At 33.6% G+C, this 19,856-nt stretch carries 15 protein-coding genes; 8 read left to right on the top strand and 7 right to left on the bottom strand.

Annotated elements, in window-relative coordinates; genetic code table 11:
- Nucleotides 1-8 precede the first annotated feature (8 nt).
- The 6 genes from Z053_RS0125790 to Z053_RS30535 all read left to right on the top strand — a co-directional run bounded on the left by Z053_RS0125790 (nt 9) and on the right by Z053_RS30535 (nt 4,772).
- Entirely contained in the window at nt 9-638 is a 630-nt protein-coding gene (locus Z053_RS0125790; protein ID WP_025667844.1) for a Crp/Fnr family transcriptional regulator, read from the top strand.
- A 107-nt stretch (nt 639-745) separates the two neighbouring features.
- Nucleotides 746-1,579 (top strand): alpha/beta fold hydrolase, encoded by an 834-nt coding sequence (locus tag Z053_RS0125785; RefSeq protein WP_025667843.1) that lies wholly within the window; start codon nt 746-748, stop codon nt 1,577-1,579.
- Between the two features lie 175 nt (nt 1,580-1,754).
- Nucleotides 1,755-2,048, top strand: a complete 294-nt coding sequence (locus Z053_RS0125780; RefSeq protein WP_035096894.1) for a putative quinol monooxygenase — start codon at nt 1,755-1,757, stop codon at nt 2,046-2,048.
- Nucleotides 2,049-2,051: 3 nt separating this feature from the next.
- Nucleotides 2,052-2,963 carry a VOC family protein gene (locus tag Z053_RS0125775; protein WP_025667841.1) on the top strand — a complete coding sequence of 304 codons (912 nt, stop codon included), beginning with the start codon at nt 2,052-2,054 and terminating at the stop codon, nt 2,961-2,963.
- A gap of 219 nt (nt 2,964-3,182) precedes the next feature.
- Nucleotides 3,183-3,806 (top strand): Crp/Fnr family transcriptional regulator, encoded by a 624-nt coding sequence (locus tag Z053_RS0125770; protein WP_025667840.1) that lies wholly within the window; start codon nt 3,183-3,185, stop codon nt 3,804-3,806.
- A 72-nt stretch (nt 3,807-3,878) separates the two neighbouring features.
- Entirely contained in the window at nt 3,879-4,772 is an 894-nt protein-coding gene (locus Z053_RS30535) for a hypothetical protein (protein WP_025667839.1), read from the top strand.
- A gap of 82 nt (nt 4,773-4,854) precedes the next feature.
- Here Z053_RS30535 and Z053_RS0125760 read toward each other — a convergent pair whose 3' ends face one another.
- Nucleotides 4,855-6,141, bottom strand: a complete 1,287-nt coding sequence (locus Z053_RS0125760; RefSeq protein ID WP_025667838.1) for a S28 family serine protease — start codon at nt 6,139-6,141, stop codon at nt 4,855-4,857.
- A 143-nt stretch (nt 6,142-6,284) separates the two neighbouring features.
- On the opposite strand from Z053_RS0125760, the gene lhpI reads away from it, so the two are divergent.
- Nucleotides 6,285-7,244 carry a bifunctional Delta(1)-pyrroline-2-carboxylate/Delta(1)-piperideine-2-carboxylate reductase gene (lhpI, locus tag Z053_RS0125755; RefSeq protein ID WP_025667837.1) on the top strand — a complete coding sequence of 320 codons (960 nt, stop codon included), beginning with the start codon at nt 6,285-6,287 and terminating at the stop codon, nt 7,242-7,244.
- Nucleotides 7,237-8,301 carry a proline racemase family protein gene (locus Z053_RS0125750; RefSeq protein ID WP_025667835.1) on the top strand — a complete coding sequence of 355 codons (1,065 nt, stop codon included), beginning with the start codon at nt 7,237-7,239 and terminating at the stop codon, nt 8,299-8,301. The genes lhpI and Z053_RS0125750 overlap by 8 nt, the downstream gene beginning before the upstream one ends.
- A gap of 93 nt (nt 8,302-8,394) precedes the next feature.
- On the opposite strand, the gene Z053_RS0125745 is transcribed toward Z053_RS0125750, so the two are convergent.
- The 6 genes from Z053_RS0125745 to Z053_RS0125715 form a co-directional block, all read right to left on the bottom strand.
- Complete coding sequence (locus tag Z053_RS0125745; protein ID WP_035096892.1) at nt 8,395-9,615, bottom strand: M24 family metallopeptidase; 1,221 nt, start codon at nt 9,613-9,615, stop codon at nt 8,395-8,397.
- Nucleotides 9,616-9,638: 23 nt separating this feature from the next.
- Nucleotides 9,639-10,931, bottom strand: coding sequence for an aminopeptidase P family protein (locus tag Z053_RS0125740; protein WP_025667833.1), 1,293 nt, complete (start codon nt 10,929-10,931; stop codon nt 9,639-9,641).
- Nucleotides 10,932-11,210: 279 nt separating this feature from the next.
- Nucleotides 11,211-12,794, bottom strand: coding sequence for an aldehyde dehydrogenase (NADP(+)) (locus tag Z053_RS0125730; RefSeq protein WP_025667832.1), 1,584 nt, complete (start codon nt 12,792-12,794; stop codon nt 11,211-11,213).
- Nucleotides 12,795-12,877: 83 nt separating this feature from the next.
- Nucleotides 12,878-13,807 carry a dihydrodipicolinate synthase family protein gene (locus Z053_RS0125725; protein ID WP_025667831.1) on the bottom strand — a complete coding sequence of 310 codons (930 nt, stop codon included), beginning with the start codon at nt 13,805-13,807 and terminating at the stop codon, nt 12,878-12,880.
- A gap of 259 nt (nt 13,808-14,066) precedes the next feature.
- The gene (locus tag Z053_RS0125720) at nt 14,067-15,503 is read right to left on the bottom strand and encodes a SusD/RagB family nutrient-binding outer membrane lipoprotein (protein WP_025667830.1); all 1,437 of its coding nucleotides are present in this window, start codon (nt 15,501-15,503) and stop codon (nt 14,067-14,069) included.
- Between the two features lie 4 nt (nt 15,504-15,507).
- On the bottom strand, nt 15,508-18,717 hold the full coding sequence (locus Z053_RS0125715) for a SusC/RagA family TonB-linked outer membrane protein (protein WP_025667828.1): 3,210 nt from the start codon (nt 18,715-18,717) through the stop codon (nt 15,508-15,510).
- Nucleotides 18,718-19,856 lie beyond the last annotated feature (1,139 nt).

Below are 19,856 nucleotides of genomic sequence, written 5' to 3'. Positions count from 1 at the left end.
TCATAAAAATGACCGAGTTCGAACAGTTATTTAAAGGCTTGAATATTGTAGAAGAAAAACTGCAAGAACATATTCTTAAAGAAGGAGTACTACAAACAGTACCAAAGGACACCTTTATTGTAGAGCAGGATAAATATATCAAGTGGTTAGCTATTGTAATTTCGGGAAAAGTAAGAGTATGGCAGGAAAATGAAGATCGCCAAATTTTACTGTATTATGTAAACCCAATCCAGACCTGTGTATTGTCGTTGTCTGCTACGTTTAGGGATTGTAAAAGCCTTGTGCATGCCAAAACAGAAATAGAAACTACACTTATTAAAATTCCGGTGCGATTTGTATCCGAATGGAGTTTTATGTTTAAATCTTGGAACACCTTTACCACGAATTCTTTCATTATAAGTTATGAAGATTTACTGCTTTCTTACAAAGACCTGGCCTTTAAAAAAATAAATGAAAGATTAATAGATTACTTAAGATCCGAAGCTAATAGAAATAATTCCTCAATCATAGAGATTTCACACCAACAATTAGCCAAAGAAGTAGGTACTACTAGAGAAGTAGTTTCAAAAATCTTAAAGCAATATGAATTGGATCATATTGTACAACTACACTTCAAGAAAATAGAACTTCTTTCCTAGCATCTTCAGAAAAAAATAAAATGTATTAGGCCACTTGTATCAAAAGGTACAAGTTTAAGGCTGTTTCCACATATACATTTGTGCCATAAGTAATACGCTAAAAATTTATGAAACGAAAATTAAAATTAGTTGCTGTTTTCCTAATCGGAATAGTAACATTTAGCAATGGTGCAAACAACAATGTAAACACAAAAAAAGGTAACATCATGGAAACAAAAAAAGAAACGTATGTATTAGTACACTCTGCCTGGCTAGGTGCCTGGCAATGGGAAAATGTAGCTTCAAAATTAAGAAATGAAGGACATATTGTAATTACCCCAGATCTTCCCGGGCACGGAAATGATAAAACACCTCCTGCCACAATTACAATGACAGATTATGTAAAAGCAATTACAGATATTCTCGACAAGCAAGAGCAACCCGTACTATTAGTTGGACATAGTTTTAATGGTATTACAGTGAGCAGGGTTGCAGAAATACGACCCAATAAAGTAAAAAGTATTGTCTATCTTACCGCATTTTTATTACCTAAAGGAGGCTCTTTTTTTAGTGCAGCTCAGGGAGTAGAAGGCTCGGTAGCGGTAGATAATTTCTACCTGTCTGAAGATAAAACTTATGCTTTGGTAGATGAGAACGAAATTCAAAATGCCTTTGCTCATGATATCCCTAAAAAAGCTTTTGATGGAGCCAAACCCTATATTGTTCCAGAACCATCTGCCCCTCTAATGTATGAGTTAGAAGTTACAGACAGTAACTTTGGGCGAATCCCAAAGTACTATATAGAATGTACAGAAGATAGGGCTATACCTATCGAAGTACAAAGAGCAATGTATAAAGGAAAGGTAAAAAAAGTATTCACATTACATTCTAGCCATACTCCAAATTTCTCTCAACCAGAACACCTGGCCAATATCCTTTTAAAAATTAAAGACGAAGAATAAAAGTAGAAAGCGCAAATCGTAAAGGTTTGCGCTTTTTGTACATCCAGTATGAATCCTATAATTTGATAAGAATTAAAAATGATTACTGTTTTTTTATTCTGTGTGCCAAAAGTCACAAGCATCACTTCTTAATTCGATGTTATTTTACAGATCTAAAAAACATAAAAAATAAATAATGAGCACTATTGTAAAATTTGAATTAACGGGTAAAAGTAATTCTGAAGAAAAAATAAAAGAATTCTTTCAACAAATATTACCAGATACAAGAAAATATGAAGGTTGCTTAGGAGCACAATTATCCCAGTTTTTCGAAGATAAAAACAGTATCTTATTAATTGAAAACTGGGAATCGCAAAGCCATTTTCAAAACTATCTAAATTGGAGAAAAGAAACAGGTGATTTTGATACTTTAACAACCATGCTGGCAGAAGCTCCATCTATCAAGATTTTTGAATCTCTAAATGCCTAACTAATGAAATTATCCAGCTTACTATTAAGTATTAAAAATGAAGAGGAAACCCTCGCCTATTATATATCTCATCTCGGAATGAAACTAGAGAACAGTATTCATACCGAACATGAGTCCCGATATATACTTAGATTTCCAAACCATAAAAACCCTGCCTCTTTAGAATTACGGAAATATAAAGAAAAAGTAAATCTTGATGAAGTTTATGAACATTCTCCTGAAGATAATTATTGGAAATACAGCTTATTTGTAGATGATATTCAATCTGTTTATACAGTTATCGAGGACAAATATTTATCGGGTAAACCATATCAATTTGGAGATATAGGGTATTTACTTCATACAAAAGATCCTAATATGTATCAAATTGAATACATACAAAAACATTTCAAGCAAAATACGGTGCCAACACTTAAGATAGATACTTTTCCTTTAAAAGAAATCCCAGTTTTTGGACTCATAACACTTAGAACAAAAGACCCCATCAAAAGCATTAAGTTCTATGAAACTTTTTCCGATTTGAAATTTAAAATACGAATGTACGTAGACAGAGGAAATGGAACAGGGTTTACATTATATTTTTTGGGCCCCGATCATTTAGATCCACCAAATATTAGTGATCCCGATGCTATTGAGAACAGAGAATGGATGTATCAACAAAAAGAAACCTTCATAGAACTACAATATTATTGGAATACCGAGTACCCATCTAATTTTAGTTTTAATGATCAAACAAATAACAAACTGGGATTTAAAGGAATTGTTTTCGAAACAAAAGATCTTGATAAAAAACAAACCCAATTACATCAATCCGGTTTTTCTGTTAAAAAATCCTTTGATGACATTGATCAAAGGGCAGTATTAAAAATCGAAAGCCCTGATAAACATCCCATTTTTATTAAATCTGTTTTATAAGAAATAGGAAATTAATTTTTATAATATCATTGTCAAAATTAGAAAACCGTCAAAAGTAAATTTTGATGGTTTTCTTTATTCACTATTTGCCTGTATTTTTTTGTTACTTTTATTGTAATGTCGCCATTATTTTAATTGAATTTTGAAAGAGTAACATTGAAATTATCAATACTATAAACTTTGAAAGGCTACTCTTAAAAACGAAAACACCCTTGGATTATGTTAGATCATGTATTTCAAAAATTACATATATCAGAAGAAGAACTCAAAAAAGAACTTCGGGAAAAAACTTCTATTTCGAAGCATCAAAAAGGTGAGTTTCTAATAAAGGAAAATAAATATATCAAAGTTCTGAAAATTGTAATCAGCGGAAAAGTTAGAGTGTATCAGGAAAACGAAGAGCGGGAAATCCTTATTTACTATTTGGGAGATATGGAAACGTGTACCCTCTCTTTGTCTGCTTGTTTTGAAGATTGTAAAAGTACCGTTAATGCTATTGTTGAAGAAGAATCAATAGTATTAAATATCCCTGTAAGATTTGTAAAAGATTGGTGTTTTACTTATAAATCCTGGAATCGATTTACCATAAATACATTTCGAGATAGCTACAATGTACTAATTAATAATTACTCAAAACTTGCTTTTAAACCTCTTAGAGAACGTTTACTCGAATATTTAATGATAGAATCTGACAATGCTGTTTTACAAAGATCTCATCAACAACTAGCTAGAGAGTTAGCTACTACGAGAGAAGTAATTTCGAGGCTTTTAAAAAAATTAGAAACAGAGGGAATCGTTACATTAGGAAAACAAGAAATTAGAATTCTAAAAAAAAATACCTAGTGTGATAAAAGTCACAAGTATGACATGTCTTCTACTGCTTTCTTTGTACTTAGAATTTAAAAAAACATACAAATGAAAGTAGTAAACACAATAGTATTATGTTTGATCCTAATAGTTTCTATTGCCTGGGTCCAACATAAGCCAGAAGAGAAAAAAGAAACCATAAAACAATCTTATGCAGAACATTCTCCTACCGCACATCACGAAATAGCATTAGAAGTACTTAATGCCAGTAAAGAATGGATAACAGCATTTAATGAAGGAAAAAGTGACATCTGTATTGAAGGCTATGATGCAAAAGCTGTGATGAGTGCCCAACCTTTTGGTATAAAAAAAGGCGTTCGGGAAATAACAGATTTTTGGCAACCTTTTATGCAATCAGGAGCAACAAATTTAATCTATACAAATCTAAGTATAGAAGTCGTTAATACTTCAACTGCATTATTATCTGCAAATTGGAGTATGAATGTCGGAAGAGGCATTATTTTTCAAGAAAAGTGGGAGAAAAAAAATGGTAAGTGGGTACTCACTTATGATGATTTTGAAGTATTAGAACAATTTAAAATACCTACAGAAAATAAAACAAATCCTATTGCAAGTCATCAAATGCTAGAAGCTGTGATCAAAACATCTATAAAAATCATTAAAGGGTTTAACACACAAAATACAGAAGCATTTACAAATGTGTATCTTAAGAATGCCACAATGAATGCCATTCCTATGGCCAAATTATTACATGGCAAACCTAAGATTACTCAGTTTTGGCAAAAATTAATTACCTCTGGTGCAAAAAACATAACCTATCACAACCCCACATTTGGTGTAGTTTCTCCAAATGGAGTTAATATCTCTTCAGATTGGTCTATGAATATCGGGGAAGGAAAAATTTACCAGGAGAAATGGGTAAAAAAAGATGATGCATGGATGCTAAGCTATGACGAATTTCAAGTTTTAAAAATGTATTAATTCACCATCTGTTATTATTCTTAAGCCTGTAGTATCAGCTACAGGCTTAAGAATAATAGCAAAAACATAGTTTAATCATCTTTTACAACCATGCTTGTAATTTATCATAGATTTTTCTCTGATCGTCTTGTGAGAAGTTTTTAATCCTCGTGCTATGACTTCCTTTGGGCAATACCATTTTTAAGGCATTTACATGAGGTTTTGGAGTAGGTGAACACGCTCCCCAAGGGTCATATTCTCCATAAATGTAAATGATATGATCTCCTTCATTCTCTACATAATCCCTAACCTTTTTAATATAATCCTGATCATATACCATAAGAACATTTTTTGGAGCAAATCTCATATTAGTTGGTTGTTTTACCACTTTAATTAAATCCTGTACGGGAGTACTATCAAATCCGTAATATCCGAGTTCTACCATATGTTGATAATAAGAAGGTAACAGGTTGTGATATGTTTTATCACTATAGAAGCTAATTCCTACTACTTTATTAAGGTAGACAAACAAAGTGGCAGCATCGGCATGTCCATTAGGTATTTCATCACACTTCCCTCCCCACTGCCAGAAAGAAAAAGGAAATTCTAGTACTGCATATTCTAGAGCTTCTTCTGGTGATACTTTTGTAAAACTCATTTTCTTTTTTCTCGAATGCTGATCAATTTGATTCAAAAGAGCCTCTCTTTGAGTTAACAATAACCGTTGAAAATTAGTAATCTTAGTTCTGCACTCTTTGGTGCCAACAGTAGCGATATGCTCTTGTGTTCTTGGGTCTTCTCGAGTATTAATCAAAGGAGCTACATAAGAAACTGCAGCATCCATATCTTTTGGATACTTTGATTTATAAATCAATACAGTCTCCCCTCCTTTACTTATTCCTGTAGAAATCCATTTGTTGGTATATATATTTTTAAGTTTGGTAACCAGAAGATGATAATCCTGAATAGCCTGATCATTGGTCAGGTACTTCCATGGAATTGGATTTGGTCTTGATTTCCCATAAAATCTGTATTCTACCATAACCTGATTTGCCTTCAACAGGGTACTCAACTCATATGTTCGATGTTTTGCAGAATACCCTTCGGTAACTAATACTGTTGGCTGCGAATAATCAGAATGAGATACATATACATAATGATCAAAAGTTCCTGCATTTGGATTATTGTGATCTAGTGGCTGCTTCAATATCAATCGGTACGATTCTGTAAAATGATCATTTACCTGTATTGCACTTATATCTGCTGTAGGGAACAAATTTCTTAATTTTTGCTCAAAAGATATCTCGGCAGTAGGTGGTAACGTGCTTTTACAAGAAAAAAGGGAAAGATTAATAAGAAGTAGTAATAATATATACTTAGTTCGATTCATAAAATAAATAGTTTTTAATATTTTAAAGATAGCTTAAAAGGGTGTCGATTTAATGATACTATATTACCTAAGAATGGTATCATTTTAATAAGATTTGAGTTAGTATGCCATTACGAATTGGGATTTGTTTACATTTATAACCTATGGATACAATTGTTCAAATCAATACCGATTTTATTGAAAACAACACGAATTTTAATGAGCTAATTGCTGAATTAAGAAACAAATTTGCATCAAATTCTATACTGGTACCTATGCGTCATCATCATGATTTTCCAAACCCTGTGGTTCAGGAAGATTCTACGCTATTGTTAATGCCCGCCTGGAATCCTGGTAAAGAAGCAGGAGTAAAAATCGTAACGGTAAGTCCCAAAAATGGGCAGTTTGATTTACCTTCGATCCAGGGTACATATTTGTATATGGATGCCATCAAAGGTACTATCAAAGCAATAATGGAAGCAAAAAGTTTGACCGTAAAACGAACTGCTTCAGCCTCTGCCCTGGCATCATCATATTTATCTAAACCTGATGCTTCTTCCTTATTAATGATCGGTACAGGTGCACTCTCTACTAATCTAATTAAAGCGCATGCCAATGTAAGACCTATCAAAACGGTCTATATCTGGGGAAGGAATCATGAAAAAGCTAAAAAAATCTCAGCTGAATTAGAAGGAGAAAGTTTTGATATCTATGCTATACCTACAATCGAAGAAAAAATTTCTGAAGTAGATATTATATCCTGTGCAACATTATCTAAAACTCCTTTGGTATTGGGTGATTATTTAAAAGCCGGACAGCATATAGATTTAGTTGGAGCCTACAAAAAGGATATGCGCGAAGCCGATAATGAAAGTATAAAAAAAGCCACTGTTTTTGTAGACACTTTTCAGGGAGGCCTTAAAGAAAGTGGAGACATTGTTATTCCTCTCAAAGAAGGTGTTCTAAAAGAAGAAGATATCAAAGCTGACTTATTCGAACTCTGCTCTGAAACTAAACAAGGAAGAACCAGTGATCATGAAATAACTATTTTTAAATCTGTAGGGCATGCTCTCGAAGATTTAGCAGCAGCTACTTATTATTATAATCAATATACGCATGAGTAAAACATATCAAAACATTCTAAAAAATACTGATTTCAACCCCAAAAAAGATTGGTTACAAATCAAAACCATCGATATGCATACAGGAGGAGAACCCCTTCGGGTGATTGTCGATGGTTTTCCCGAACTAAAAGGAAATTCGGTATTAGAATACAGGAGATATTGTAAGGAGCATTATGATCATTTACGTACTTCACTTATGTTTGAACCTCGTGGTCATGCCGATATGTATGGATGTATCTTACTCCCTCCTAATGATGATGATGGAGATTTTGGCATTTTGTTTATACACAACGAAGGATATAGCACCATGTGCGGTCATGCTATTATTGCCATTTCTACATTGGCTGTAGAAATGAACTGGATCGATTACCAGGAAGGAGACAATATCATAAAAATTGATGCTCCCTGTGGTCGAATCATTTCTTATGCACAAGTAAAAAACGGAAAAGTAACAGGAGTTCGTTTTCATTGTGTCCCCAGTTTTGTAGTTGGATTGGATAGAAAGGTAAAAGTAGATGGTATAGGCGAGGTTATCTATGATTTAGCCTACGGAGGTGCTTTTTATGCGTATGTAGATATGGCTAAAAACAATTTTGATTTTGATTTAACTTCAAATTCATATAGAAAATTGATTGCTAAAGGAATGGATATAAAACATGCTGTAATAGAGCAAGATTCTAATATTTTACATCCTTATGAAGAAGATCTTAGTTTTTTATATGGTACCATTTTTATTGGAAATTCTTCTAAGGAAAATATTGACAGTAGAAACGTATGTATTTTTGCTGAAGGAGAAGTAGATAGGTGTCCTACCGGATCGGGAGTTTCTGGTAGAATGGCAATACACAAAATGAGAAACGAAATACAGTATGGTGATACGATGTCTATAGAAAGTATTACCGATTCTGTATTTAAAGGTTCTGTTATTTCTGAAGAAGAATATGGTCCTTATAAAGCAGTAATACCACAAGTTGAAGGAACGGCACACATTACAGGAATGCACACTTTTATGATCGATCCTGATGATCCAATGAAAAATGGGTTTATTTTTAGATAACAAACAAAGCTATCCTAAAGCATTATTGATAATCCTATAGGATAGCCCTTTAATACTTAGTATTTAGATTTTTTAGTATAGTTCTATCTTTGGTTATAGAGATAATCCAAAAGGATCATCAATAGAGTGCGCTGGTTGTGTAAACCATTTTGGTCCTTCTTCGGTCATATAGATATGATCTTCTAATCTAATTCCAAACTCATTGGGCACACATATCATAGGTTCATTACTAAAACACATTCCTGATGCAAGAATTGCATCTTCATGTCTTGCTATATACGGCCATTCGTGGATATCTAGTCCGATTCCGTGACCGGTACGGTGCGGTAACCCCGGTAATTTATAATCAGGCCCCAGTCCTTTGGCCTCTAGCATTTTTCTTGAAGCATTATCTATTACAGAACATGGTTTTCCTAATTGAGCAGCTGCAAATGCAGAAAGCTGAGTTTCTTTCTCAAGATTCCATATTTTACGTTGTAGCTCACTAATCTCACCATATACATATGTTCGGGTAATATCTGAAATATAATCATGCAGGACACATCCAGTATCAACCAATACTATTTCGTTTTCTTCTAAATCTTTTGGTGTTTTTACGCCATGAGGGAAAGAAGAATCTACACCAAACAATACGATACAAAAATATGATCCTGAAGGAACACCATATCGTTTATGAGCTTCATTAATAAAATCGGTGACTTCTTTGGCACTAATTCCTGGTTTCAATATTCTTGCTGCGGCTTTTTGTACTTCCATCGTAATATCCATTGCAGTTTGCATGATGGCAATTTCTGCTTCAGATTTTATCATTCGACACCCAGCAGTGATTGGTTTGGCATTAATTAGATGATAAGTAGATTTTTCTTTTAGAATTCCATCAATAATAAAAAAAGGAGTTGCTTCATCCATAGCTACATCCTTACCTCTTATATTTTTCTTGTTTAGAATATCCACAAATAAGGTATATGGACTTTCATGTTCTTCCCAGCAATGAACAGGTCCTTTTATTAACATGAAATCCAAAATAGTACCTTCTTCAAACCGAGGGCCTATATAATGTACTTCGCCATCAGGAAATAGCAATGCTCCCACCATTCGTTCACTTGGGTTCCATCGCATTCCTGTAAAGTAAAATAAATTTGTTCCTGCATGTAGATATATTGCGGGAATCTCTTGCTTTTTCATGAGATCGCAAGCTTTATCTATTCTGGCTTGAAATTCTTCTTTTTGAATGGGTTTAGCAAGGTGAGCTTTTGGCTGTATTGCATTTAATTCTTTTTCGATGGTAGAACCGCCTATTCCTAATGCATTCATAATTTATAATTTTGTAATTAACACTACGCTGTCATCAACTTTTCAATTTCTTCAATTTCGATAGGCATAGCTTGTGTGAGATTTGTATTTCCAGTTTCTGTAATGAGATAATCATTCTCCAGGCGACAACCTATTCCTTCTTCGGGGATATAGATCCCCGGCTCGCAAGTAAGTACCATTCCTGGTTCTAAAGCCCTAGAATACAAACCTACATCGTGAACATCTAACCCTAGATGATGCGCTGTACCATGCATGAAATACTTTTTATACAAAGGTTGATCCGGGTTTTGAGCCGCAACTTCAGAAGCATCGAGAACTCCAATTTTGATCAGTTGTTCTTCGACTAAACCGGCCATTTGTTTTTCATAATCTGCAGGGATCACTCCCGGCTTAAGTAGTTTACTACCTTCCTTTAAACAATGTAATACTGCTGTATACACTTCTTTTTGTCGGTCTGAAAATTTACCATTTACAGGAATACAACGTGTGGTATCACTATTATAATTACCATAGCAAACCCCAAAATCCAAAAGTATCATATCGCCATCCTGGCAAGTATTATCATTGGTATTATAGTGTAATGCACAAGCATTTTTTCCTGAAGCTACAATAGGCTTAAAAGCATGTCTTGTCCCTCCTTTTTTAAGGAGTGCATACGTTAATTCTGCTTCTAATTCGTACTCTTTACAGTCTGGTTTTACTGTTTTGAGTACCCTATAAAAACCTTCGATACTAATATCTGCAGCTTTTTGTATCTGCGCAATTTCTTCATTTGATTTAACAGGACGTAAAGCTCTTGTAATTTTGGCGGCTCGATGATACTGGTGCAAAGGGTATTTTTCTTTACACCAGTTAATCATTCGATCCTGTTGTGTTTGTTTGTTATATGTAATTCGCTTTATGTGTTCGTTATGTCCTAAATAAAAACCATCTGCTTCGAAGGCCATTACTTGCAATATTTTTTCAAAATCATGTACCCATTCTATTCGTTGGATTCCTGAAATCTGACCAGCTTCTTCTTTGGTTAATTTCTCACCATCCCAGATTTTGATATGCTCACTCGTTTCTTTTATGAACAAAATCTCCCTGTTTTCGGGTTTATAAGCATCTGGATATAATACCAGTAATGTTTCTTCCTGGTCTATTCCTGATAAATAAAATAAATCATTGTTTTGGGCAAACCCCATAACATCATCTGCATTGGTATGCTTGATATCATTAGAAGTGAGAATAGTAATCGTATTCTCCAAAGTTCTGGAAGTAAAATTATTTCGGTTCTGTATAAAAACGGTATTTGGTAAACTCTTGTAGCGCATATTAGAAATTCTATCAGAATAAAATGATTAATAGTTGTTTTCCTGTTGCACCTCTTCTTGTTTTGTTAGTAAAGGTACAGCCGTTAATTTATAAGTTGTTTTATTTATTTCATTCTTTTTTCTGTTTTTTTTGTAAACAAAATTCATTTCTATACTCTATTCTTTTATACGTTTAGACCAAAAGGATATGGTAAAAAAAACCACACCCTTTTGATTATAAACTTAACAATACCAACATTTAAACAGATTGTTATTAGAATATTATTCTAGAATCAAAACTTACATTTTCTCATTAGAATGAGTTCCATCTACGGTTCTGATGATTTCATCAGGATTTTCATTTTTAAGTGCATTTGGGAGCAATTCGTTTGGCCAATCCTGATAGCTAAACGGTCTTACCCATCGCTTTATCGCATTTGTTCCTACGGCAGAGAATCTAGAATCAGACGATGCTGGATATGGTCCTCCATGTGTCATAGATGGACAAACTTCTACTCCTGTGGGTACCCCATTAAAAATGATACGTCCAACTCTATCCTGAAGCGCATTAACGATATCACCTAAGTTTTGATACTCTGATTTTTCTGCCAGGATCGTTCCTGTTAATTGTCCTTCAAGATTATTAATAATTTCAACAAGTTCTGCTTCGTCTTTGCATCTAACTACTAATGAAAAAGGGCCAAAGACTTCCTGATGCATTTTTGGATTGGTTAAAAAATCAGCTCCAGAAACAGCAGAAATTTGGGTAGGAGCAAAATTAGGTTCTACTTCTTCGGTTAAAGAAGCTACTACTTCTACGCCTGATTGAGAAGATATGGTCGTTCTATTTTCTACATAATCTCTTTTTATATTAGGATGTAACATACACTGGGGAGCTATCGCAGTACTTTTTTCTGCCAGGTCCTTGATAAAGTTTCTGGTATTATCACCATCTATTGTTAGGATTAGCCCAGGATTTGTACAGAACTGACCTGTACCAACTGTAATAGAATTAGCATATGTAGTTGCAATTTCGTCTGCTCTTTTGGCAATTGCTTCGGGTGTAATAATTACAGGGTTAATACTTCCCATTTCTGCAAAAACAGGAATTGGTTCTTCTCTGTTAGCTGCCAGATTAAATAAGGCTCTTCCTCCCGAGATACTTCCTGTAAAACCAACAGCTTTTACCTTTGAATGTTTTACCAGGGCAGCTCCTACTACTCTCCCACTTCCGGTAATATTTGAAAAAACGCCATTTGGCATTCCTGTTTTTTTGGCTGCTTTGATGATAGCAGATGACACCAGTTCTCCTGTTCCGGAGTGCATAGCATGAGATTTAACGATTACCGGGCATCCTGAAGCTAGTGCGCTAGCTGTATCTCCTCCTGCAGTAGAAAATGCCAAAGGAAAATTACTCGCTGCAAATACTACTACAGGTCCTAACGGAATATTAGTTTTTCTAATATCTGGTTTAGGTGCAGGTGTTCTGTTGGTATCTGCCAAATCGATTGTATTTTCTCGCCACTCTTCATTAGAAACTAATTCTGCAAAAGAACGCAATTGGAAAACTGTTCGACCTCTTTCTCCTATTGCTCTTCCTTCTGGCAGTCCGGTTTCTGAAGTATATGCCTGAATCAACTCATCATCTAAAGCCAAAATCTCATCTGCAATAGCATGTAAGAATTCTGCTCTTTTAGCTCCTGTAACATTTCTATATTCTTTAAAAGCCTGATGTGCTAATTCTGTAGCTTCATCTACTTCTTCTAAAGTAGCCTCATAAAATTCGTATTCGTTCTCAATATTTAGTTTTGGATTGAATGTTTTACGAGAAACGGATCCTGTTGCCGATAATCTATTTCCTATATAATTTTTTCCGGTTATCATATATATTGGTTAATGGTTTTAGTGTAAAATGAATTAATAATAAAATTGATTAAAGTAAAAACAAGATATTTGGGGCAAAAAATCTAACTCACTACAGCATTTAGTTCTTTATACTCTGGTAAAGCAGGTCTTGTTTTTAATCCATTTTCAATAATGCTAAGAACGTTTTTTCGTTCTTCACCAATAAGTGGTAATCTTGGCGCACGTACATTTTCGGTACCGATTCCGGTAGCTACTTCTGCTAGCTTAATATTTTGTACTAGTTTTGCATTAATATCTAATTCTAACAAAGGCAAAAACCATCTATATATCTCAAGTGCTTCTTTAATTCGTCCTGCTTTTTGTAATTCGTAAATAGCAACGGTTTCTGCAGGAAAAGCATCTACAAGTCCGGCAACCCAACCATCTGCTCCCATTAAAAGACTCTCTAAGGCCAAAGTATCAACACCAGAAAGAATTTTTAGGCGATTACCAAATCTATTTTTGATTCTTGTAATATTAGATATATCTCTTGTAGATTCTTTTACAGCTTGTATATTATCCATTTCTAATAACTCTTCAAACATATCCAGAGTTACTTCAATTTTATAATCTACAGGATTATTATACACCATAATTGGTAGCTCTGTACTTTTAGCTACTTCTTTAAAATATACTACTGTTTCGCGATCTCCAGCTTTGTAACGCATTGGGGGTAGCATCATTAATCCCTGAGCTCCGTCTTCTTTAGCTTTTGCAGCTGCATCAATTGCATTTTTGGTCGTTTGCTCTGCAATGTTCATGATTACAGGAACTCTGCCATTAACAATGTCAACCGTCTTTTTTACCAAAATTCTTTTTTCCGTATCACTTAAGGTACTAGCCTCTCCCAGAGTTCCTCCCAGAATAATTCCGTGAACTCCAGCTTCTAGTTGGGCATTGATATTGACTTCAAACATATCAAGGTCTAAAGTATCCTCATTAGTGAATTTAGTTGTTACTGCTGGCATTACGCCTTTCCAATTTATAGCCATAATTGTGGTTTAATATTTCGGGTCAAATATACCATGAATTTAAGGTGTAAAGTACCTAGAAATTATCCATGTATAATACTAAATTAACTTATGCAATGTTAAATATTGATTTTTTTGATTAATATCCATTCAGGTAGTAGAAAAAGGAAACGGTACTTTACTATTGTTTTATAAACAAAATTCCCTCTTAATTGATCAGATTAGACTGTCTATTAAGAGGGAAAGGACTATCACAAATTAAAAATGAGTTCTATATCTCTTAATTCACATCCCAGAATATTTTGGTACTTAATTCATCTCCTCCAATATTTGAAGCAGCGTTTGTCACATTTGTACCATTAGTGTTATATTCTCTAATAGGGTATTTTATTCTTCTCGGGACAGGATTACCTTCTGAGCTATCATTTAAATTAGGAAAACCTAATCTTCTATAACTCGACCATCCTTCGAAACCTCTATTATAAAAAGCGATCCACTGTTGAGTTCCTATTTTTTGTCTATAGTTTCCAGTTGCAGTTGTATAAGCTACATCTGCTTGCCCTAGATAGGTTGTTGCATCACCAGATGAACCTCCCCAATATGTAATAGATGCTGTAATAGCATTATTATAATGATTTTCTGCATCTGCCGGAGATCCAACCAAAGAACGTTCTGCAGCTTCTGCCAATAAAAATTCTACTTCTGCATAATCAAGTAACAACCCTTCTAAATCAGGTTGATGAAAAGCAGTACCAATGTGGGTAAAATCATCAAATGTATTAAGGTTTCCTAGTATTCCTCCTACATAAGGAGTTAGGTTGTTATCAAAATAAGCAGATTGTCTTGGATCATTAATCGGTTGCATAATATCTACTATTGCTTCTGCAACAACATAATCTTCTCTACCACTATTTACAAGAGTTTCCCATATTGGATTTGTATTAGGTGTTGTCGATTCGTAGCTCAATGAAGCATTATCGTTATTAGATGTAAATACTCCAGAGTTAACTGCTTCTGTTGCTAGTGTTCCTGCTTGATTAGAATCTACATCGGCAATCCTAAGTGCTAAACGTAACTTTAAGGAATTTGCAAATTTCGCCCATTTAGAGACATCTCCTTGATACATCAAATCTGAATCACCAAATGATTGTCCGGAAGCATTAAGGTTGCTAATAGCAGTATTTAGCTGATTTATAATATTAGTATAAATATTCTGATCATTATCATAAACTGGGTTTAAGATATTTTCATCTAAAGACAGGGCTTCAGAGTAAGGAACATCTCCAAAAAGATCTACCAAGACATGAAAGGTATATGCTTTCAAAATTTCGATAATTGCTAATCTATTTTGCTTATCTATTTCAGTAAAACCGAATATTTCTTCTTCGGGAATTAATCGAGCCGCTTCGTTAAGGTCACTTAGAACATCTCTATAAAGTGTATTCCAATAATTTTGTGGAAAACTCTTAAGATCTTGAAAATTAGTTTCTGGACCTATAAAACCTGTACCCGCCCAATATTGCGCATAAAATTTCAAATGATTATCAAAAATACTTTGAGTCACCATTTGGTCAACCAAATTTCGTTGTCCATTAGTAAATAATGTTGACGAAGGAACGTCAGAAATCTGTTTATCGCTCACATTAAGATCATCTACCTTACAGGAAAAGATCATAAACAAGCTGAATAGTATGGTTAAAATTTTACTATTTTTCATTTTTTTAGAATTTTACTTTTAGGTTAAAACCATATTCTTTAGATGTGGGATATGCAGAAGATTGAAACCCTTGTAAGTTACCTGCACTTAATCCTGCTTCTGGATCAGAATATGGGATGTTTTTGTCAATAATCCATAAGTTTCTACCAATTAGAGAAACCACTACATCATTAACAGGTAGGTTATCTAATAATTTTGATGGTAGTGAATAAGAGAATATCACTTCTCTTAATTTTACAAAAGAAGCATCATAAACATCTTGTTCATCTGTTGATCTGTAATAAATAAATGGGCTATCAAAACTATTTACCGGAGTTCTCACTGTATTAGGAGTCCCATCTTCTCTAACACCAGGAGCAATTATCCCTCCTCCATCGGCAACAGCATCTCTTATAGGATTACCTAAATCATTAAGTCCTGCAGTTTCAGGAAATATTCCGGTAGCATATCCATATGTATGATCAAGAGAATAGATATCCCCTCCTTTTTGCATATCAATTAAGAAACTAAGCGAAGCGTTTTTATATCTGAACGTATTGTTGATTCCTCCATTCCAATCTGGAATTATGTTACCAATCACTCCATTTTCTTCGTTAGTCACGTAGTATCCGTTTTCATCAACAACTCGCTGGCCATTAAGATATTTAAAACTAGATCCTCTAATCGTACCATAAGGTTCTCCTACAGTGGCATTAATAGAAACATCTTCTTGTAATGTTCCTGATAAACTTAAATTATCAATTCCATCCAATAATGAAACTACTTCACTTTTATAGGTACTCCAGTTTACATTGATATTCCATTCAAAGTTTTCGGTTTTAATTGGAGTTCCAAAAAGACTAACCTCATATCCTTTATTCTCTATTTCACCAGCATTTACAATTTTTGAATTAAATCCTGTAGAAGTAGATATATCTAATGGAAGAATTTGATCTTTACTATTTGTTTGATATGCTGTTATATCAAATCCAAATCTATTTTTAAAAAACTTCATTTCTAATCCTGCTTCATAACTTATAACGGTTTCATGCTTAAGTGTAGGATTGTTTTTATTATTTGGTAATGAGAAAAGCGATTGTCCTGCAAAACCATTAACAAAAGTATATACATCGTCTACAAGAAGTACTCCAGCACTATTACCCACTTCGGCATAGTTCAACCTCAATTTTCCGAAATTTAACCAATCACTTGTAAAGAGGTTAGAAAAAAGAAAACTAGTAGAAATTGATGGGTAATTAAATTGTCTTTTACCATCTGGTAATGTTGATGATCGATCTATCCTGTAGGTTGCATCTAAGAATAATATATCATCATAACCAAATGATGCACTAGCATAATACCCGTTAACCCCCATACTAGATTTTCTTTCTATAGGTGGTGCAATTGGGTTTACCGAATTGGATAAAGAGTAAAATCCAAAAGTATTAAGTCCTCCATTGGTTTCTGCAAAAATAGAACTTCTATTCGTTCTAGTAAGGTTCATTCCTAGTAGTCCTTTAAAATTAAGCTTTTCAGTAATATCAAAATTAAAGTTCCCTATCATGTCGTAGTTCATTTCTCTAAAAAACCCATTAAATCTGTTATACTCAGATGGATTAAAACTAGAAACGTTTACTCTTTCTTCTCTTATTTCATCAAACCTATCCATAGTCACTCTTGCCAAAACATCAAACCAATCATTCACTTTATATGTTAAAGCTACATTTCCAAAGACACGATCTCTGCCATCAGTTTGATAATTTTCGTATAATGTCCAATATGGATTATCCCAATATTGTGGTCTTGGCGCATAAGGATCGTCACCTGTACGTGCCGATGATCGTATATTCCAAGTAGCATTTCTTCTTAATCTAAAATACGCATCTCTCTGCTCTCTTAAGTCAACATTTGTTTGGTACCATTGTCGCAATCCAGGCAAAACACTATTTTCGTCATATCCTGTTGCAAATCTACCTCGCCCACTATTTTTGGTATACGTAACCTTTGCTCTGGCTGTGACTTTATCTGTCAACTTATAACTTCCGCCAAAATCTACTGTTTGTCTTTTAATTAAACTGTTGGGTAAAATCCCTGTTTGTTCTACATTGGTAAATCCTAACCTAAAATCTCCTTTGTCTGAAGCACCATCAACACTAATATTGGTTGATTGTAATAAACCTGTCTGAAAAATAGAAGTAGGGTCATTTTTTGCTGCTACCCAAGGCGTAGGAGTACGATAATTAGGATTTTCTGGAAAAAAAGCTCCCCATTGATATACTGAGAGATTAGGATCAAATCTTGGTCCCCAAGAAGCATCGCCTCCTGTATCTACAACATTATCTAAAATACCATCTCCATCTACATCTTCCTGTACAAAAGAAGCTCCATAACCTCCTCCGTATTCTTTTTGGTATCTCGCAAATGTCTTAGGATCAAATTTACTAAATGTAGTGTTTGAATTAATTGTTATTCCTAACCCTTTGTTTTTAGTTCCTTTTTTTGTCGTGATTATAATTACTCCGTTTCCTGCTCTAGATCCATATAAGGCAGAAGCAGCAGCTCCTTTTAAAACGTTTATGGTTTCTATATCATCTGGATTTATATCTGACGCAGCATTACCATAATCATATCCTCCTCTACCAGCTGTCGAGTTTCTAGAATTGTTAATTCTATTACTAATAGGAGTACCATCAATTACAAATAAAGGTTGATTATTACCGGTTAAAGAAGAATATCCCCTGATAATTACATTTGTTGACCCTCCGAAATTATTATTTCTGGAAACAGTAACTCCAGCAAGTTTACCAGACAATGAATTCACAAAGTTTACACCTTTAGCTTTGCTAATATCTTCTGATTCTATCTGTTGAGTTGCATATCCCAAAGATTTTTTAGACCTACTTATACCAAGAGCTGTTACTACAATTTCATCTAGTGAAGTAGCATCTTGATACATAATCATATTGATTGTAGCCTCATTTCCTACCAGTTTTTCTTCTGTTTTAAAACCCAGATAAGAAAAAATAAGTGTTTGACCTGCTTCTACCTGTAAAGAGTAATTACCATCAAAATCAGACAATGCGCCAATTGATGTTCCCTTGACTAGAATATTTACTCCAGGAAGAGGAATCCCAGAATCCTCTGTTATTTTACCGGATACTGTTTTTTCTTGTGCAAAACTTATTGTACAAAAAATCAGCATGAGTATAACCGAAAGATTAATTTTTGTGTTCATTAGTTTGTTTTATTAAATTTTAAAATTACTTGACGGATCTTCTGGCGTTTTCCCAAGTGCCTGATCCATAATTTTGTAGAAAGGTTTAAGGCTTAGAAATACAGTTATAATTAACTTTTAAAATATTATTTCTACCTGCCTTTTCTTAGTAACCTCCTTTATAATGTCTTAGAAAGAAGGATATGGGATTTTAGTTTTGTTTACGATTTTTGTAAAGTTTAGCTTCCAAGCTCTTATCGAAAAAAGCCTTGAGAACTGATTTGTGTCTACTTTTTTTTCCATATTATTTTAAGATTGATTATTTCGAAGCGAAATATATCTTAGAGTTATGGTATTACCATCATTTGGATTAATAAAGTATTATATATGGATATTTTAGTACTAATCTTTACATATTTTTCTTTGATTTTAACAAACTAATGAAGATTATACAATCACTAAAAACCCTAAAATTAGATGCAGATTCTTATGGATAGTACAAGAAGAAAATACTGTTCTAAATAAAATAAACGAATACGTTTCTGAAGAATGTTCTGCCATATTTAGGAGATAACAGATACTATATCATAACATATTATACGCATAGTATAATCAAGTGTTTATCTTTTATTTTGTTAAAAAACAACCCCGATTTACTTCTTGCATAAAGTAGCATGATGCAATTTTTAGATTGGCCAAAATTGTCTAAAAAAAACACCAATCCAAAAGCTATATGTATCGATAATCCTAAGAAAGTACTTTTATATTCTATACTTATCCTATAGAGATGTTATTTTTTTGGCATAAAAAACACTTCACAAAATGAACATATCTTCTTCTAAAAAGAAAAAAGACTAAAAAAAACTAAAAAAGAATAAAAATCACTGAAATTAAGCGTGAAAAATGAAAACATACCTCAATACTGTAATTTTATTGCAACTAACATTTATTAGTTTTTATAAAAAAAATACTAATAAAAAAACACAAACTTCACAATGAAAAATTACAAAAAACACATGCTTTGGATAGGCATGTTATCAACAATGGTATTTGTATTCAAAATGAGTGCACAATCTCTACATCAAACTGCAAATAATGAAAATAATACCTTTTCTTCTCAAAGTAAGCAAGCCTGTATTTGGGGGAATGATTTTCTTACT

This window comes from Aquimarina megaterium XH134, from assembly GCF_000520975.1.
GTDB classification, from domain to species: domain Bacteria; phylum Bacteroidota; class Bacteroidia; order Flavobacteriales; family Flavobacteriaceae; genus Aquimarina; species Aquimarina megaterium.
Note: the sequence above shows the minus strand (reverse complement) of the source record. Positions and strands in the feature narration are given on the sequence as shown.

Excerpts from the sequence above, each read along its gene's own strand:
- Z053_RS0125790 (WP_025667844.1), top strand. The coding sequence starts at position 9 with ATGACCGAGTTCGAACAGTTATTTAAAGGCTTGAATATTGTAGAAGAA.
- Z053_RS0125785 (WP_025667843.1), top strand. The coding sequence starts at position 746 with ATGAAACGAAAATTAAAATTAGTTGCTGTTTTCCTAATCGGAATAGTA.
- Z053_RS0125780 (WP_035096894.1), top strand. The coding sequence starts at position 1,755 with ATGAGCACTATTGTAAAATTTGAATTAACGGGTAAAAGTAATTCTGAA.
- Z053_RS0125775 (WP_025667841.1), top strand. The coding sequence starts at position 2,052 with ATGAAATTATCCAGCTTACTATTAAGTATTAAAAATGAAGAGGAAACC.
- Z053_RS0125770 (WP_025667840.1), top strand. The coding sequence starts at position 3,183 with ATGTTAGATCATGTATTTCAAAAATTACATATATCAGAAGAAGAACTC.
- Z053_RS30535 (WP_025667839.1), top strand. The coding sequence starts at position 3,879 with ATGAAAGTAGTAAACACAATAGTATTATGTTTGATCCTAATAGTTTCT.
- Z053_RS0125760 (WP_025667838.1), bottom strand. The coding sequence starts at position 6,141 with ATGAATCGAACTAAGTATATATTATTACTACTTCTTATTAATCTTTCC.
- lhpI (WP_025667837.1), top strand. The coding sequence starts at position 6,285 with ATGGATACAATTGTTCAAATCAATACCGATTTTATTGAAAACAACACG.
- Z053_RS0125750 (WP_025667835.1), top strand. The coding sequence starts at position 7,237 with ATGAGTAAAACATATCAAAACATTCTAAAAAATACTGATTTCAACCCC.
- Z053_RS0125745 (WP_035096892.1), bottom strand. The coding sequence starts at position 9,615 with ATGAATGCATTAGGAATAGGCGGTTCTACCATCGAAAAAGAATTAAAT.
- Z053_RS0125740 (WP_025667833.1), bottom strand. The coding sequence starts at position 10,931 with ATGCGCTACAAGAGTTTACCAAATACCGTTTTTATACAGAACCGAAAT.
- Z053_RS0125730 (WP_025667832.1), bottom strand. The coding sequence starts at position 12,794 with ATGATAACCGGAAAAAATTATATAGGAAATAGATTATCGGCAACAGGA.
- Z053_RS0125725 (WP_025667831.1), bottom strand. The coding sequence starts at position 13,807 with ATGGCTATAAATTGGAAAGGCGTAATGCCAGCAGTAACAACTAAATTC.
- Z053_RS0125720 (WP_025667830.1), bottom strand. The coding sequence starts at position 15,503 with ATGAAAAATAGTAAAATTTTAACCATACTATTCAGCTTGTTTATGATC.
- Z053_RS0125715 (WP_025667828.1), bottom strand. The coding sequence starts at position 18,717 with ATGAACACAAAAATTAATCTTTCGGTTATACTCATGCTGATTTTTTGT.